Here is a 16,906-nt window from a genome sequence, read left to right as displayed (position 1 = left end):
GGCTTCACCCGCCCCGTGTGGACGTGGCTGCGGGACAAGGGCTACGCGCCCAAGTTCCTCGGCTCGCCGCTCATGGTGCCCCGCCTGGGCGGTGCCTCGGTGATGGAGACGATGCGGGAGTTCACCGCGCAGGTGCCCTTCCGCACGGTCCAGCACAGCTTCAACCTGGTGGGCTCCCACGACACCACCCGCGTGCGCACGCTGGTCGGGGAGGACGCCCGGCAGGTCGACGTCGCGGCGGGCCTGCTGTTCACCATGCCGGGCATCCCGATGATGACCTACGGCGACGAGGTCGGGATGCGCGGCGACTTCGGCGAGGACGGGCGTCGCCCGATGCCTTGGGACGAAAGTCGTTGGGACCAGCGCCTGTTCGACGTCTACCGTGGCCTCATCGCCGCGCGCACCGGATCGGTCGCGTTGCGGGAAGGTGGTCTGCGTTGGGTCCACGCCTCAGACGACGCCCTGGTGTTCCTGCGCCAGACCGCGACCGAGACGGCGCTTGTCCACGCGGCCCGCTCGGAGCACGAGTCGATCACGCTGCCCACCACGCACCTGGGTGGGATCGAGGGTGCGCAGACGGCATACGGTCGGGACCTCGCCCTGGGCGAGGGCAGCATGGAGCTCGTCGCGGACGGGCCCGAGGTGAGCATCTGGGTCTGGCCGAACCCCTGAGCGGGCGAGACCATGAGCGCGAAGGACACACGATGAGGGCACGACTGGCGGACATCGCCGAGCAGGCAGACGTCAGCGAGGCGACGGTCAGCCGTGTCCTCAACGGCAAGCCGGGGGTGGCGGAGTCGACACGTCAGGCCGTGCTGACCGCGCTCGACCTGCTCGGCTACGACCGGCCCAGCCGCCTGCGCCGCAAGAGCGCCGGCCTGGTCGGGCTGGTCATGCCCGAGCTGACCAACCCGATCTTCCCCGCGTTCGCGCAGATCATCGAGACGGCGCTGGCGCGGCACGGCTACACGCCGGTGCTGTGCACGCAGACCCCGGGCGGGGTGCACGAGGACGACTACGTCCAGATGCTGCTCGACCGCGGCGTCGCCGGCATCATCTACGTCAGCGGCCTGCACGCCGACTCCTCCACCGACCCCCAGCGCTACATCAAGCTGCGCGAGCGGGGGCTGCCGATCGTGCTGGTCAACGGGTTCCTCGAGGGCATCGACGCGCCGTTCATCTCCAACGACGACGTCGCCTCGATGGAGCTGGCGCTGACCCACCTGGTGCACCTGGGGCACACCCGGATCGGGCTGGCGGTGGGACCGGACCGGTTCGTGCCGGTCATCCGCAAGATCGCCGGCTTCCGCAACTCGATGGCCACGCTGCTGGGCCGCGAGGACGTCGAGGACCTCATCGAGCGCACCATGTTCACCGTCGAGGGCGGGGCCGCCGCCGCGAACCGGCTGCTCGACAAGGGCGCCACGGCGATCGTCTGCGGCTCGGACCTCATGGCGCTCGGCGCGATCCGGGCGGCCCGCCAGCGGGGGCTGGACGTGCCCAAGGACGTCTCCGTGGTGGGCTACGACGACTCGACGCTGATCGCCTTCACCGACCCGCCGCTGACCACCGTGCGCCAGAGCGTGCAGGCGATGGGCGAGGCGGCGGTGCGGGCGCTCCTGGACGAGATCGCCGGGGAGCCGGCGCCGCGGGCGGAGTACGTCTTCCGCCCCGAGCTGGTCGTGCGTGGCTCGACCGGGGCCTGCCCGAAGGACTGAGCCACCGGCCCGGTCAGGCCAGCCGCCCCCGCCGGGAGCGGACGAACAGCTCCAGGGCCTCGACCACCTCGGGGATGCCGGGCACGCGGTGCCCGGCCAGGGTCTGCCCGGCCCCGACCTTGACCCCGAGGTCCCCGCGGGCCGGGTCGAGCACGGCGAAGGCCCGCTCGTCGGTGACGTCGTCCCCGAAGTAGGCGATGGCCTCCACCCGTCGGCTGGCCGCCAGCGACTCCAGCGCGGTGCCCTTGGTCGCGGACAGCACGGAGATCTCCACGACGTCCTTGCCGGGGGTGACGTGCACGCCGGTATGCCGGGCTGCCACCTCGTGCGCCGCGTCCGCCGCACGGCCGGCGACCGGCTCCGCCACGCCCCGCGTGTGCAGTGCCACGCCGGCGGGCTTGTGCTCCACCCGCGGCCCGTCGTGGTCGGCGGCGACCTGCTCGAGCCCGTCGCGCACGCTGGCCAGGGTCTGCTCCTGCGCGTCGTCGAGCAGGCTCCCGTCGAGGTCGCCAGCGAGGCTGGACTGCGCCCCGTGGCTACCCACCAGCACGATCGGCTCGTGCTCGCCGACCCCGGTGAGGGTGCGCAGCGTGGCGAGGTCCCGCCCGGAGAGGATGACCACCGAGACGCCCTCCAGCGCAGCGGCCGCGCGCAGCGCCTCCAGCCCGCCGGGGGCCGCGGCGGCGTCCATCGGGTCGCGGACGAACGGTGCCAGCGTGCCGTCGAAGTCGACCCCGAGCAGCACGCGCCGGCGCGCGGCGAATGTGGTGACCGCCTGGTCCACCTCCGGCGAGAGGGTCATCGCAGGCTCCGCTCGGGCTTCTTCGGCGCCGCGACCAGCGCGTCGAGGTAGCGGGCCGCCCACCGCTGGACGTCGTGGTCGGAGACGCGTCGTCGCAACGCCTTCATCCGCCGGCGCTTCTCCGTGGCCGGGGTCTGGATCGCGGCCATGATCGTCTGCTTGAGGCCCTCGATGTCGTGGGGGTTGCACACGTAGGCCTGCTTGAGTTCGTGCCAGGCGCCCGTGAACTCGCTGAGCACGAGCGCCCCGCCGAGGTCGCTGCGGCAGGTGACGTACTCCTTGGCGACGAGGTTCATGCCGTCGCGCAGCGGGGTGACGAGCATGACGTCGGCGGCGCGGAACAGTGCCGCCATCTCGGCCCGCGGGTAGGAGTGGTGCAGGTAGTGCACGGCGCTGGCGCCGATGGGGGAGTACTCGCCGTTGATCCGACCGACGGTGCCCTCGACCTCGGTGCGCAGGCGGCGGTAGGCGTCGACGCGCTCACGGCTGGGCGTGGCGACCTGGACGAAGACGGTCTCCGGCGGGGCGATCGCACCGTCCTGGAGCAGCTCCTCGATCGCCTTGAGGCGGTGGCGGATGCCCTTGGTGTAGTCGAGCCGGTCCACGCCGAGCATCAGCGTCGTGGGGTTGCCCAGCGACTCGCGGATCTCCCGGGCGCGGGCCTGCACCTCGGGGGTGCGGGACAGCTCCTCCAGGCCCTTGAAGTCGACCGAGATCGGGATGGCGCTGGCGCGGACGTGCCGCTCCTCACCGCCCGGGCCGCCGGGCCGGAAGGTCACCGTGTCGGCCTTGGTGGTCATTCCCAGCAGCCGGCGGCAGGCGCGCAGGAAGTTCTCGGCGTCGGAGGTGCGCTGGAAGCCCAGGAAGTCGGCGCCCAGGAGCCCCTCGACCAGGGCCCGCCGCCACGGCAGCTGGGCGAACAGCTCGACCGGCGGGAACGGGATGTGGTTGAACCAGCCGATGCGCACGTCGGGGCGCAGCTCGCGCACCATGGCCGGGACGAGCTGCAGCTGGTAGTCGTGCACCCACACCGTGGCGCCCGGCGCGGCGACCTCGGCCACCGACTCGGCGAAGCGGCGGTTGACCGAGCGGTAGCAGTTCCACCAGGCGCGGTGGAACTTCGCCGGGACGATGACGTCGTGGTAGATCGGCCAGAGGGTGTCGTTGCTGAACCCCTCGTAGTACTCCCGGACCTCGTGGGCGGACAGGCCGACCGGCTGCAGGAACATGCCGTCCTCGTGGAACGGCTCCGGCGCGTCGCCGGGCTCGCCGGCCCAGCCGACCCAGGCACCGTCCCGCCCGCGCATGACCGACTCCATGGCGGTGACCAGGCCGCCGGGGCTCGTGCGCCAGCTCACGCTGCCGTCGGGGTCCACGACCCGGTCCACGGGCAGCCGGTTCGCGGCGATCACCAGGTCGAACGTCTGTGGTCCAGCAGGCACTTCCGCATCAGCTCCCGGGCTCGAGTTCCGGTCCCACCCTACGTGCCCGCTGTGGCCGGCCGACATCCTCTGGCGGGAGGGCAGGTGCAGCACTACCGTCGTCTCATGCGCATCTCCGACGTCATCCGTCGCAAGGGCGACCTGGTCGTCACCATCCGTCCCGATGACACGGTCGAGCATCTCCTGGCGGTCCTGGAGGAGCGGGGGATCGGTGCGCTCGTGGTCAGTGAGGACGGCCAGACCGTGGCCGGCATCGTCAGCGAGCGCGACGTCGTGCGCCACCTGCACCGCTCCGGCGCGGGGGTCCTCAGCGGCCCGGTGTCGGCGATCATGACCGCCGAGGTGCACACCGCCAGCCCCGACGACGCCCTCGACGAGCTGGCCCGGCAGATGACCGAGCGGCGGGTGCGGCACGTGCCGGTCGTCGTCGACGGCAAGTTGCGCGCCATCGTCAGCATCGGCGACGTGGTCAAGCAGCGGATCGACGAGCTGCAGACCGAGCGCGACCAGCTGGTGGGCTACATCCAGCAGTAACCGGCCGGATGGCCCGACGCGGGCCCCCACCTCCCTTGCGCAGCGGGTGGCTCGGCTTACCGTAGGGACCATGACTGCCGGGGCACGCCAGGACGAGGCGGTGGACGGCGTGCCCGAGCAGATGCTGGGCCCCTACCGCCTCCTCGAGCAGCTCGGCGAGGGCGGCATGGGCGTCGTCCACCTGGCGCTGGCCCCCAACGGGCGGGCGGTGGCGATCAAGGTGCTGCGTGCGCACATCGCCCACGACGCCGACGCGCGGGCCCGCCTGGCCCGCGAGGTCGCCACGCTCTCGAGGGTGCAGGACCCCGGGGTCGCCGCGGTGCTGGACGCCGATACCGAGGGCGACCGGCCCTACATCGTCACCCGCTACGTGCCGGGCCCGCCGCTGGACCGGGTGGTCGCCGACCACGGCCCGCTCACCGGCGAGGCGCTGCTCCAGCTGGGGCGGGGCCTGCACCGGGCGCTGACCGCGATCCACGAGGCGGGCGTGATCCACCGGGACCTCAAGCCCGCGAACGTCCTGCTCCTGCACGGTGACCCGGTCGTCATCGACTTCGGTATCGCGCACGTCGCCGACGACGTGCGGCTCACCATGACGGGCCTGGTCATGGGCACCCCGGGCTACCTCTCGCCCGAGGTGCTCGAAGGGGCTCCGGTCACCGAGGCGACCGACTGGTGGGGCTGGGCGGCCACGCTGGCGTTCGCCGCCTCCGGGGTGCCGCCGTTCGGGCGTGGCCACATGGACGCGGTGCTCGACCGGGTGCGCCACGGGCGGGCCGACCTGACCGGAGTGGACCCCCGGCTGCAGCCGCTGCTGCGCGCGGCGCTGTCGCCCGACGCCGCACGGCGGCCGGAGGCCGGGGAGCTCATCGACGCCCTCGAGCGCTACGCCGCCGGTGAGGAGGCCACGGTCAACCTGCCGGTCCTGGACCCGACGACGGTGGTGTCCTCCTCGGCGACCCAGCAGTTCCCCACCGCCATGGCACCGGCGGCGGAGCGCCCGGACTGGGGCCCGCTGGCGCTGCCGCCGGAGCCGGAGGAGGACTGGGCCCAGGGCCCCGGCGAGGCCTGGCCCGGCGACGAGAGCGAGTCCGACTGGGAGGCCGCCCGGGAGATGTCCCCGGGCCAGCCGGATCCGCGGATCGGTCGCCCTTCCAGGGCCGGCACCCTGGCCGCGATGCTGGCCGTCACCGTCGCGGTGGCGGCAGTCTGGCCGGTGGTCGCGGTGGCGCTGGCAGTGGTCTGGTCCCTGCTGGCGCGGTTCGCGGACCGGTCGGTCACGTCGCTGGTGATGCGCCGGCACGCCGCCGGGCGCCGGCGCAGTGACATGCCGGTCGCGGTGATCTCCAGCCCGTGGCACGTGCTCACCGCCGCCGTGGCCACGGTCGTCTCGCTGCTGCTGCCCCTGGTGGTGGCCGTGGCGACCACGTTCTCCGCGGCGCTGGCGCTGACCTCGCTGACCGGCGGCCAGCCCCGCCCCGACTCCTCCGCGCCCATCGCGATCGGCGCCCTGGTCGGGCTGCTCGTGGCGTGGTGGGGCCCTGCCTCGCCGCCGCTGCGCCGGGGGTCGCGCAGCCTGGTGAGAGGAGTGGCGCGCCCCGGCACGGTCACCCGGGCCGCGGTCGCGCTGCTGTTGCTCGCCGCGGCCGGGATCGGGCTGTGGGCGTGGACCCGTCACGGCCAGGTGTCGTGGTGGCCCTCGAGCGGCACGCAGCTGCCGCTGCCGTCGTTCCTGCAGCGGTGAGACGGGCGGGATACCGGTCTGACCTGGAGGGTTAGCGTTTGCCCATGACCGACCCGGATCCCGCCACAGCCCGACCGGATCCCACCGCGCTGCGGCCCGACCCGAACGCCCCGCAACCCGGGGTGACCCAGCACCGCGGACTTCCCCGCATCTGGCGCGGGGAGGAAGTCACGGAGCCGATGCCGCTGGCCGAGTCGCTGCGCCGCACGCCGTATCGCAACCCACGCCGGATGGAGGCCCCGGCCGAGGAGCAGACGGTGCGCACCGCGCTGGAGCTGGCAGTGCGCGCCGGCGAGCTGATGCTGCGTTGTGGCGGCAGCGCCCGCGACGTGGAGTCGAGCGTCGTGGCCGTGGCGACCTCCGCGGGGCTGGAGCGGCTCGAGGTCGACATCACCAACCAGAGCCTGCTGGTGCAGTGCGTCTCGCCGTCCGGCCAGCTGCACACGCTGCTGCGGGTGGTCCGCTCGACCAGTCGCGACTTCGCCCGGCTGGCCGCCCTGCACGAGTTCGTCGAGGCGCTGGTCGCCGGACGCATCGACCTGCACCAGGCCACCGCGCGGCTGCGCCAGATCCGCCGGCACCCCCGGTTCTGGCCGCGATGGGCGATCACCCTGTCCTACGGCGTGCTCGCGGGGTCGGTCGCGTTGAAGCTCGGCGCCAGCTTCTCCGCGGTCGGGCTGGCGCTGCTGTCGGCGATCCTCGTCGACCGGGTCGGCCGGGTCCTCGCCTCTCGCGGGCTGCCGGCGTTCTACCTCTCGGCGGTCGGCGGCGCGATCGCCACCGCCGTCGCGTGGGGCGCCTTCGTGCTCGGGCGCAGCGGGGCGCTGGACCTGACCCGGGCGGACAGCGCCTACATCGTGGCCGGCGGCATCGTGGTGCTGCTGCCCGGCCGGGCCATGGTGTCCTCGGTCGAGGACGCGATCACCGGCTACCCGGTCACCGGCGCGGGCCGGCTGTTCACCGTCGGGCTGACCGCCGCCGGCATCATCACCGGTGTCGCCGCGGCGCTGTCGGTCACGGTGCGCCTGGACCGGGCCTTCGGGCTGGGGGCGTCGTTGCCGAAGATCTCCGTCGAGGGCGCCGGGGTCGCGCTGCCCGTCCTGGTCGTCGCCGGTGCGGTCGGTGCGGTGGCCTCCGCCATCGCCCAGCGGACCCGGCGCAAGCTGCTCCTGCCCACCGCGGTGCTCGGCGGCCTCGGCACCCTCGTCACCGGGCTGGTGCACCAGACCTTCGGGCTCGGGCAGCTGACGGGCCTCACGATCGCGTGCGTGCTCGTCGGCTTCGGCGGCCGCCTGGTGGCGCTGCGGATGGGGGCGCCGGGCCTGGTCCTGGTGGTGCCCGCGGTCGGCCCGCTGCTGCCCGGTCTGACCATCTTCCGCGGCATGTCGATGCTCGTGTCCGGTTCGGTCATCGGTCAGGGTGCCGCCTCGACGGCAGCCGGCCTGACGATCCTGCTCGGGGCCGGTGCCGCAGCCATGGCCATCGCGACGGGCGTCGTCCTGGGGGACCTGATGGCCTCGCCGTTCGACCGGCAGATCGTGCGCCAGCGCCGGGCCCGGCTGCGCTGAGGGCGACTCGTCCGGAACCGGACATTCACGGCATACCGGTCTACGTTGTCTATGGGTTGACGATCTGCTGGGAAAAGTTCGGTGAAACCGGCCCGGCGCGATGCCGTTCCGTTATAGGAATGGGGGCGTTCGCCACAACTGCATACCGACCACACGCATGCGTGCCCGCAGCGCCAAACCTCGTCCGGCGGGCACTTGACCGGGGTGACCCGGGCCAGGACGGGGGTGGGGGACCCACGATGTTGGCCGGCCTTCGGGTCGGCCTTGGGGTGAAGCCGGCATCGCCGGCCGGGCACGCCTGACACGCCCGAACCCGACAGCTGACCTCTCCGGCGCACCGTCAGGAGAGGAACGCCTCGATGCATTACACCCCCCGGCACGCCCGTCGGTACACCCCGCGGCACGCCGCCCCGCAGGGTGTCAACAAGTCTCGTGTGGCCGGTGTCGCCTTCGCCGGAGCCGCCTCGGTCACCACCGGTGTCGCGGTGGCCGGCCCGGCGCAGGCCGCGTCCGTCTGGGACTCCGTGGCCGCGTGTGAGAGCGGCGGCAACTGGGCGATCAACACGGGCAACGGCTACTACGGCGGGCTGCAGTTCAGCCAGAGCACCTGGGTCGCCTACGGCGGCGCCCGCTATGCCTCGCGGGCCGACCAGGCCAGCCGCGAGGAGCAGATTGCCATCGGCCAGCGCGTGCTCGCCGGGCAGGGTCCGGGCGCGTGGCCGGTGTGCAGCCGCAAGGCCGGCCTCACCCGCGCCAACGGCGGCACCGGCACGGTCGAGGTGTCCCGGTCGATGGCCCGCAAGGCGCTGCCCTATGCCTCGGTGCCGACGAAGCCGGCCGTCAACCACGCTCGCGTCGCCGTGAGTGGCGCCCTCAGCTCCGCCACCGTCCGCTCGATCCAGCGCTGGGTCGGCACCGCCCAGGACGGTGTCCTCGGCCCGATCACCACGGCCGCCCTACAGCGCAAGGTCGGTGCCACGCCGGACGGCATCATCGGCCCTCAGACGGTGCGCGCGCTCCAGCGCCACATCCACGCGCGCCAGGACGGTGCCAGCTCGCTGAACGCGCCCACGGTGCGTGCGCTGCAGAGCTGGCTCAACCACCACCGCTGATTGCAGGCTCGTCGCCGGCGCACCGCCTGCGGCTCCTGGTTCCGGCGGCACATCCTGCTCCCCTGTGGCAGGAACACGAAGGCCCGGCGGTCCCCGTCCGGGCCTTCGGCGTGTGGTGGCTCGGGTGCGCCGCTTGGCGAGGGCCGGGCGCTGCCGACTTCCGGCCGGGCAGTGCCGGCGTCGCGGGCCGCTCCTGCGCGGTGCCGTTTCCGGGGGTGGCCGTCCCGGGCTGGGAGGGCCGGTAACATTTCGCGAGCCCACCCACCCGCGGTGGGCGCGTCCCGTGCCCCGGCGCGGGTCGGCCGACGTGGCGCAATTGGCAGCGCACCTGTCTTGTAAACAGGTGGTTAGGGGTTCGAGTCCCCTCGTCGGCTCTGTTTCCGCAGGTGAGAGGCCCTTTCGGGTCTCGCGGTCTGAGTGCACACGTGTCAGATCCATCGTTTACCCATCGCTTCCGGTCACGTCGTGGGCCTCGCGCGGGTCCGGGGAAGCCTCGTCGAGGGCACGCACCACCATGGGGTTCGGAGCCTTGCGACATGTAGCGCCGTCCTTGCCCGCGACCGCTAACGATCGTTCGACTCACTCGGCTCAGGGCGTGTCGACCATGACATCGAGACGTGGCCGGTCACGGGTTCGAAGCCCGCCTTGGCGTACAGCGCCAGCGCAGCTGCGTTGTCTGACTCGGTTACCAGAGACAGGCGAGCCGCACCATCTGCAACAGCGGCGTCGTGCACGGCGCAGAGCAAAGCCTCGCCGACACCGAGGCGACGGTGGCGAGGAGCGACGAATAGGTCTCGCAACTGCCAGAAATGGCCAAGGCGCTGTGAGGCCGGGATCGGCGCGACCAGGGCGAGCCCGGCGGCCTCATCGCCTCGGTTCGCGAGAAACGCCCGCAGGGCGCCAGAGTCAAGGTGTCGCCGCAGCCACGCCTGGGAACCGGCGAGGTCAGGCCGCTCACCGTAGTGCTCTCGATACTCGTCAAACAGCCGAGCCACCGCAGGCAGCGGCGTGGCCACCCCAACGACCTCGATCGCCTCGTACCGGTCCATGACGGCAACCTACAAGGCGGGAACCCGGCGGCTTACCACGAAGAGGAGCGTCCAATCAGTTCAAGGCGCTGCGGAGGGTGGAGGGCGAGCCGCTGTCACGCGTCGTTGGTCCCCAGGCCCTGCAGTTCCGATGTGGCGAACGCTCAGACCCGCGCATCCGGCCAGCCAGAAGCCAGAGCAAATGTGTGATCGCCTTTACGGACGCTGGCACGAAAGCTTCCCGCCCGAAGGCGTCCACATCACGGCAACCTCAGGCGCAAGCGACCGACGCAGAGGAAGGCGGCCATGGCCTGCGCCGGCTCGGAAAAGGAGCGTCCGTCAGGATGCTGCTCTGTAGCCTTCCGGGGTGAACCCGGACGCGATCGAGGACGCGATAGCGGAGGCCGAGCGCCGGCTTGCCATCTCCGACCGGGACGTCCTGGCATCTACGGAGCACTTCGTCACCTCGGTACGAGCGGTGTGCCGTGACTGGAGGTTGACGGCCGAACGATGGCTGGACGGCGGCGCTGGCACCCCCACCTTGGCGGTGACAAGAGAGGACGGCACGGCGGGCGTCCTCAAGATCGCCGAACCGGGCCGCCTGGACACCGCCGCGCGCGTCATGGGTGCAGCAGACGGTCACGGCTATGCACGAGTTCTGGCATGGGACGCCAACCGCGGCGCCCTGCTCACCGAGCGCCTCGGCCATGCACTTTGGGCGGAGGCGACGACGCCCGCCCAGCGGGCAGAGCTGACATTGCCGTTGCTTCAGGACGCCTGGCGCGTGAGCCTCGAATGTGGCAGCCCGTTCGCGGGCACAGCCTCCGGGCTGTTGGCAATCCTGGCCGACTTGGGGCCGCGCTACGGGCACCAGCACCCGGACGTCCTCGCCCAGGCCACCCGGTACGCAAGGGAGTTGGCGGCGTCCGAGCGGCCGGAGGTCGTCTGCCACGGTGACCCGCACGCCGGCAACGTGCTGCGTAGCGGGCAGGGCTGGGCGTTGATCGATCCGGACGGGTTCGTCGGTGAGCGCGCTTACGACCTGGGGGTCGTCCTGCGGGATGCGTGCGGGGAGATCGTGGCAGCAGAGGAGTCCGAGTCTGGCTCGGGAGTCACGCTTGTGCGCGAGGAGTGCCGCCGTCTCGCCGAGCTCGCCGACGCCGATCCCCAGCGTGTGTGGCGCTGGGCTTTCGTCGAGCGCGTCACGACGGCGCTGTACCTGCGGTGGCACGGCTACGGCGACGAGTCAGCGACCTTCCTGGAGACCGCTGTCATCCTGGCCCGCTAGGGCCCAAGGTGGTCGTGCGTCTGGTCTGAGCCGTCTCCCCGTCGCCCTTCTGTGCGGGCCAATTGAATCGACGTCTAGTTGATGTCGAACTCGTTGCCCTCCGGGTCGAGCATCGCCACGTGCCAGCGTGGCCGGAATTTGGCCGTACGTCCCTTCCCCGACATAGCCCGCGAACGGGGGCAGATTCTCGGGACCGTGTGGAGGCTCGCGCTGCTCGCCTTGAGGCCCTACGGCGTAGTGGTCCATGCCCTCCTCGGAGATCGTGCGCAGCCGCACGGCCCCTAGAAGCAGCCAGCGCCATGAACGCGAAACCATTGCAATCACACGGTTCCCGCGGCTTGCGCCATGGCCGAAAGTGGCTGGCGGTGCCTCGCAGTGAATGGGTCGGGTCTGGAAGCGCGTTGACCCGTCTCTGTGTATCGCTTCGATTCGCCACGCGGGCAGGCATGAGCTGCCAATCTGCTGTTCATGCGAATCGGCACGTGGAACTTGGCCGGCAGGTGGTCGACGCAACATCGCACCTTGATGCTGTCCGAGAGCTGCGATATCTGGCTGCTCACCGAGGTGCCACGAGGCCTGGACTTGGACGGGTTCCACCAGCATCGTTCCAAGGAGTCGATCGTTGCAGAACGCCGATGGGCTGCAGTGTTGTCCAAGGCGTGGCTGACGCCCGAGAACGACCCTCACCCGGCGAGTTGCGCAGCAACGGTGGAGGGCATCACCTTCTGCAGTTCGGTCCTGCCGTGGCGCTCGGCACGCCCCCGACGCCCTTGGGTCCAAGGCAAGCACGCCGAGAAGACGCGGTCCGCCTTGGTCAGCATCGAGCTCGATCTGGCGGGCAAGCCTGATGTCGTTTGGGGAGGCGATTGGAACCACAGCCTCACTGGCCCCGAGACGGCTGGCTCTCTCCAGGGCCGGCTGTACCTGGCCGCAACTCTGGAACGTCTCCAGTTGCAGGTCCCGACGTCCGACTTGCCGCACCGTCTTCCCGGCATATCCAGCATCGACCACATCGCCGTCAGTAGGGATCTCCCGAAGCCCAAGGCGCGTTGGGTCCCTGCGGAGGCTCACGGGCGTCGACTTTCCGATCATGACGCGTACGTCGTCGAGCTCCCCTGACTGCAAGCGATCCGGGCGGCAAGTCGGCCTTGAGTGCCAGGTAGGCGGTGTCGTCGAGCGGGGTTAGGAGGGTGTCCAGGTCACCCTCGGTAGGGACGACGACGTTGACTCGACACTGACCTGGTGATCTTGCCTCGGTCGGGCATTGCGCAGACGAAATCGTCTGCGTGTGTCTCACGGGCGTGGGTGTTGGCTGCCTCAATCGAGTCACTCGCCCTCGCGACCACCCAGCGGATGGGGATAGCCGGATGCCCGAGCGGCCGTTCCCGTCCAGTCGAGCCAGTTGCTGGGACGGAGCCGTGACAAGTTCGGACGAATCCACTTCGAACGCATCCGCTCCTTGATAGAAAGGCGCCGCTTACGTCAGGGGGGTTCGCTGTGGGAGTTCGTCTCGGTCTCGGTGCGCTAGCGGCCGTAGCCGTGCTGGTCTCTGCGTGCGGAGGCGATGTGGCGCCGACCGCGGTGCCCGTGCGCGTGGCAACCGCCCCTCAGGCGCCGATGGCCACTTTGCTGTCTGTGTCTAGCGACATCTTGGCAAAGGGGGCGCCGACTCAGGTGCGACCCATCGGTCATTTCAGCGCGGCTGAGGTGAGCGACGGACTCACGTGGCTGTCCGGGTACCTAGCGAAAGTGCACGGAGACTTTGGATGGCTGTGCTCGAAGGGGTCCGGCAGCCCGACGACGGCGGAAACCGCCGGTCAGACCGTCAGCGACCTCTTCGCCGGGAGGGTGGGCGACCTGATGCTCGCAGACGCAGAGCCGAGGCTTGCCTCCGACAAGGTCGACTGCTCCGCCGTGACTCCCGAGGCGCCAGGTGTCGTCGTTGGACCTCAGACGATGAAGGTCTCGCGGGACCCTCAGTCCGCAGACCTGATCGATGTCGCGTATCGGGGCCGGTTCGGTTACCGGCTGAAGGATCGCAAGGACGGGGCGGAGGCCCTGTACGCGACCGACTTTCGGGACCGGTTCGAACTCTCCGCCGACGACGCTGGCTTCCACCTCTGGTGGATCGATGACGCCTACCAGTGGGTCGGGCACGGATGGATGCCCGGAGTGCCGCTGCCAGCCGGGTTCGGGGCAGGCGCGATGGTTCAGCCATTGCCGGGTGCAAGTCAGGATGCGGCAAGCGTGGTTCAGGCCGCGGTCGCTACGACCCTGCGGCAGCCCGGCGCGACCTGGACGCACAAGCGGGATTTCACGCCCGTCTACGGGGCCCGAGGCACCAGGACGTTCTCAGGAGACGTCGCTCTGGGTGCAGGGACGGCGTCCTTGGCCGACACCGGGGACGCCACGAACACCGAGATTATCTTCGATCACGGCAAGGTTGACCTGTGGCCAGTGACCGTGCCCATTTCGGCAGTGCCGGGAGAGGTCATCCCGAGGGATGCGAAGTGGCGGGCTTGGGATCCCACCTCGCCGACGCTCGAGGACGTTGGGGATGAAACCAGCCCTTTCGTGGCTCTTGCCCTCTTGAAGCAGGCTTCTAGCGCGGCCGGGGAAGACTGCTCCGTGGCAGCGAAAAAGGCTCGGGCCACTGACTGCTACCGAATTCGCCTGCCCACAGCGGCGGCTGCGTATAGCGGCGGGCTGGCCACGCGTGAGGGCTGGTGGGCGCTCTCGCAGGGCGACTTCGCCTTCGACCTTGACGTCGGCGTCGACGACCAGGGGCGGATCGTGTCCCTTGAGCGCCACCTTCAAGTCAAGTCCCTCGGGCAAGTCGTGAACCGGATCGATGTGTCGGAGACGCTGACCGGATTCGTTCGAACTGCGCCGGCGCCCGCGCCGCGGCCGCCGACAAGCGAGATCGCCCAGGATGGGTGCTACTACCTCCGCAACGGGTAGCTCGTCCCGCGCCGAGCGGACCGTTAGGAGGTCAGGTCGAAGCGAGCGAGCGTTCGGCGCCCCGGTCGGCCGTCTTTGTGGGGCTGGTCGATCCGGGTGACGAGGGTGGCCGGGTGGCCCTGTTTCTCCACGCGCCAGACCGGCACGGGGCCTGGCAGGCGGGTACGGCGGTGCCATGGAAAACGGTGGCGTCTACACAGGACGGGATGGCCCCGGTACCGCCGGTTCGCGTGCACGGGCCACCGGCCATTCGGCGAAATGTTTCGGTCGCCGCTGCGAGGTTGGGCATAGGGGCGGGGAGCGCTGTAGTGGCGGTCATCAGGATTGTCATTTCGTGTGGCATCCGGCTGTCACATCGGCGCCCTCGGGTGGGGTTTCTACACCGAAGGGCGCTTGAGCGGGTGACGCGCTGCGGCGGAGCAGCACGGCCGCGGCATCCCACGGGTCGAGGGGGTCGAGCGCGGGTACCTGAGGCGCTAGGTCAGTGAGGTCCTCAGCGGGCGACGCTCTGAGCGAGAGGCAACCGCGGCGAGGCATGGGCGGACCGGCTGGCGGCGCGCGTGGGCTTCCCGCCCTACCTGCTCGACGACGACTCCGCGATCCGGGTCCGCGGCGACGAGGTGGCCGTTGTGTCGACCGGGCGCTGGCGGCTGGTAGGGCAATGACGGCTCCGAGCCTGCCGCAGGAAATCGGAGGACACCCCGCGGTCGCCGACGGGAGGATGGCGGCATGACGATGCACGCCGACCAGCTCCACGTCGACGCGCAGACGGTCCGCCGGCTGGTCGAGGTGCAGTTCCCTCAGTGGCGCGGGCTGCCGGTCACCGAGCTGCGCACTCCCGGGACCGTGAACGCGATCTTCCGGATCGGCGACGACCTGGCCGCCCGCTTCCCGCTGGTCGGTCACGACCCGGCGCAGGCCCGCGCGTCGCTGGCCGCGGAGGCCGAGGCCGCGCGTGAGCTGGCCGATGCCGCCACCGTGCCCACCCCGGAGCCGGTGGCGGTCGGGGAGCCCGGCGCGGGCTATCCGCTGCCGTGGAGCGTCCAGACCTGGCTGGCCGGCCACGACGCGACGGTCGAGGACCCCACAGGGTCGAACGCGTTCGCCCATGACCTGGCCGAGCTCATCGCCGGGCTGCGCGCCGACGACACCCGTGGGCGCCGCTTCGACGGCGTCGGTCGCGGCGGGCACCTCCCGAACCACGACGAGTGGCTCGAGACATGCTTCCGGCACAGCGAGGACCTGCTCGACGTACCACTCCTGCGGGGGATCTGGGCGGAGCTGCGGACGCTGCCCGAGGTGGACGAGGACGCGATGTGCCACCGCGACCTCATCCCGCCCAACGTCCTCGTCGAAGACGGCCGTCTCGTCGGCGTCCTGGACGGCGGCGGCTTCGGCCCGGCGGACCCGGCGCTCGACCTCGTGGCGGCCTGGCACCTCCTCGACGAGACCCAGCGCGGCATCCTCCGCCGTGAGCTCGGTTGCGGCGACGTCCAGTGGCGGCGCGGGATGGCTTGGGCGTTCCAGCAGGCGATGGGGCTGGTCTGGTACTACCTCGACTCCAACCCGACGATGAGCCGGTGGGGCAGGCGCACCCTGGACCGCATCGTCGATGCCTGGGCCGACCGGGCGAGGACGATTCCCCTCCTGGAGTCTGACCGAGTTCGGTGAGTGCGAACGCAGTCATCTGCCGCGGAGACGAAACAACACGGGACCGAGGTCCCCGAGGGCGTCGCCCATCAGCCGGCGGACTTCGCGAAATCAGTCGCCGGGGGACAGCATCCTTACGAGTCTGTCGTGTGCCAGTAGATACTTGACACATCTGTGCCAGCTGATTCCTGACAGGCCGCCTAGGAACTAGAGGCGGCTGTCCCTGATGTCCTGACCGTGAGGCACACTGCGCGGCCCCCTGCGCGGCATCACTTGTTGTCGAAACAGAAGCGATTGGCGACCATGCGGATCGCATCCTTGGACAGTTCGGCGTGGTTCGTCCTCAGCCAGTCTTTGACTCGGTCGCTCATCTCGAGTTCTGTCTTCGCCTGCCAGAAGACGTATTTGGTTGCTTCCAACTAATCCAGGATGGCGACAATGCGCGGTACTAGGTCGGGAGCCGCGTCTCCCGCGATCGCCACAACACGCGCCTCGGGTGACACGCCTATGCGGCCGGGGATGCCGACGTAGGCCGCCACGGCGTCGCTTAGTTGCTGATCGACCATGACGACATCATCCAACAAGACGTCGGCCAAACGATGGCCGAACCAGCGACTGTCAAGCATGTCCTGGCACAGAACTGTCAAGCATCACCCGGCACAGGACAGCATCCTTACGAGTCCCATTGCCGGATTGACCTCTGACCAATCAAGGCGCGCCTTCGGCGCGCTGGCGGCGTGCGGGCGGCGCTGGCGCGCCGTCCTCAGCCGCCCTCACCCAGGCGCCAACCGCTGGTAGACGGCACCCACAGCCTTACCGCCGCGACGCACATGCACGCACCAACGCTGCACACCGTCGCGACAACTGCCACCGCGGCAGCGGCCATGACCGCAGCCGGAGCGGCAGCGATGTCGCACGTGTCTCCCGTGCACGGCTGGGCCAACGACACCATCACAATCGCGACGAACGCCACCACCGACGACGCGAGAGAGACGACCACGGCAACCGACATGAGGAGGCAGAAAGCGCCTGACCTGTTCGCCATGCGCAGCCGTGTCA

General features: G+C 70.8%; 14 protein-coding genes, 1 tRNA gene and 1 riboswitch. Of the genes, 11 read left to right on the top strand and 4 right to left on the bottom strand.

Features of this window, described 5'->3' with window-relative positions; all coding sequences use genetic code 11:
• The coding region (locus VF825_RS06820) for an alpha-amylase family glycosyl hydrolase (protein ID WP_331111500.1) at positions 1–672 on the top strand (672 nt) is incomplete at its 5' end.
• Positions 673–704: 32 nt separating this feature from the next.
• On the top strand, positions 705–1,718 hold the full coding sequence (locus VF825_RS06815) for a LacI family DNA-binding transcriptional regulator (protein WP_331111498.1): 1,014 nt from the start codon (positions 705–707) through the stop codon (positions 1,716–1,718).
• A 13-nt stretch (positions 1,719–1,731) separates the two neighbouring features.
• Here VF825_RS06815 and otsB read toward each other — a convergent pair whose 3' ends face one another.
• Positions 1,732–2,520 (bottom strand): trehalose-phosphatase, encoded by a 789-nt coding sequence (gene otsB, locus VF825_RS06810; RefSeq protein ID WP_331111497.1) that lies wholly within the window; start codon positions 2,518–2,520, stop codon positions 1,732–1,734.
• Positions 2,517–3,962 carry a trehalose-6-phosphate synthase gene (locus VF825_RS06805; protein ID WP_331111495.1) on the bottom strand — a complete coding sequence of 482 codons (1,446 nt, stop codon included), beginning with the start codon at positions 3,960–3,962 and terminating at the stop codon, positions 2,517–2,519. The genes otsB and VF825_RS06805 overlap by 4 nt, the downstream gene beginning before the upstream one ends.
• Positions 3,963–4,067: 105 nt before the next feature.
• Between VF825_RS06805 and VF825_RS06800 the strand changes: the two genes are divergently transcribed.
• From VF825_RS06800 to VF825_RS06780, 5 genes are all read left to right on the top strand, one after another.
• A complete protein-coding gene (locus VF825_RS06800) occupies positions 4,068–4,496 on the top strand; it encodes a CBS domain-containing protein (protein ID WP_331111493.1) in 429 nt (142 codons plus the stop codon).
• Between the two features lie 70 nt (positions 4,497–4,566).
• Entirely contained in the window at positions 4,567–6,240 is a 1,674-nt protein-coding gene (locus VF825_RS06795; protein ID WP_331111491.1) for a serine/threonine-protein kinase, read from the top strand.
• 44 nt (positions 6,241–6,284) lie between these two features.
• Positions 6,285–7,808 (top strand): threonine/serine ThrE exporter family protein, encoded by a 1,524-nt coding sequence (locus VF825_RS06790; protein ID WP_331111489.1) that lies wholly within the window; start codon positions 6,285–6,287, stop codon positions 7,806–7,808.
• A gap of 227 nt (positions 7,809–8,035) precedes the next feature.
• Positions 8,036–8,136: riboswitch (cyclic di-AMP (ydaO/yuaA leader) on the top strand.
• Positions 8,137–8,167: 31 nt separating this feature from the next.
• Positions 8,168–8,920, top strand: a complete 753-nt coding sequence (locus VF825_RS06785; RefSeq protein ID WP_331111487.1) for a transglycosylase family protein — start codon at positions 8,168–8,170, stop codon at positions 8,918–8,920.
• A 301-nt stretch (positions 8,921–9,221) separates the two neighbouring features.
• Positions 9,222–9,294: transfer RNA gene (locus VF825_RS06780), tRNA-Thr, on the top strand.
• A gap of 189 nt (positions 9,295–9,483) precedes the next feature.
• Here VF825_RS06780 and VF825_RS06775 read toward each other — a convergent pair.
• Positions 9,484–9,969, bottom strand: a complete 486-nt coding sequence (locus VF825_RS06775) for a GNAT family N-acetyltransferase (RefSeq protein ID WP_331111485.1) — start codon at positions 9,967–9,969, stop codon at positions 9,484–9,486.
• Positions 9,970–10,315: 346 nt separating this feature from the next.
• Here VF825_RS06775 and VF825_RS06770 point away from each other — a divergent pair, with 346 nt between their 5' ends.
• The 4 genes from VF825_RS06770 to VF825_RS06755 all read left to right on the top strand — a co-directional run bounded on the left by VF825_RS06770 (position 10,316) and on the right by VF825_RS06755 (position 15,868).
• On the top strand, positions 10,316–11,236 hold the full coding sequence (locus tag VF825_RS06770) for an aminoglycoside phosphotransferase family protein (RefSeq protein WP_331111483.1): 921 nt from the start codon (positions 10,316–10,318) through the stop codon (positions 11,234–11,236).
• 468 nt (positions 11,237–11,704) lie between these two features.
• Entirely contained in the window at positions 11,705–12,355 is a 651-nt protein-coding gene (locus tag VF825_RS06765) for an endonuclease/exonuclease/phosphatase family protein (protein WP_331111481.1), read from the top strand.
• 588 nt (positions 12,356–12,943) lie between these two features.
• The gene (locus VF825_RS06760; protein WP_331111479.1) at positions 12,944–14,197 is read left to right on the top strand and encodes a hypothetical protein; all 1,254 of its coding nucleotides are present in this window, start codon (positions 12,944–12,946) and stop codon (positions 14,195–14,197) included.
• A gap of 729 nt (positions 14,198–14,926) precedes the next feature.
• Complete coding sequence (locus VF825_RS06755; protein ID WP_331111477.1) at positions 14,927–15,868, top strand: phosphotransferase; 942 nt, start codon at positions 14,927–14,929, stop codon at positions 15,866–15,868.
• A gap of 398 nt (positions 15,869–16,266) precedes the next feature.
• Here VF825_RS06755 and VF825_RS06750 read toward each other — a convergent pair whose 3' ends face one another.
• Positions 16,267–16,473 (bottom strand): hypothetical protein, encoded by a 207-nt coding sequence (locus VF825_RS06750; protein WP_331111475.1) that lies wholly within the window; start codon positions 16,471–16,473, stop codon positions 16,267–16,269.
• Positions 16,474–16,906: the final 433 nt, after the last annotated feature.

This window comes from Oryzihumus sp. (genome assembly GCF_036391795.1).
Taxonomy (GTDB): Bacteria; Actinomycetota; Actinomycetes; order Actinomycetales; family Dermatophilaceae; genus Oryzihumus.
The sequence above is the reverse complement of the archived record's forward strand: the minus strand, read 5'-3'. Positions and strand labels throughout refer to the sequence as shown.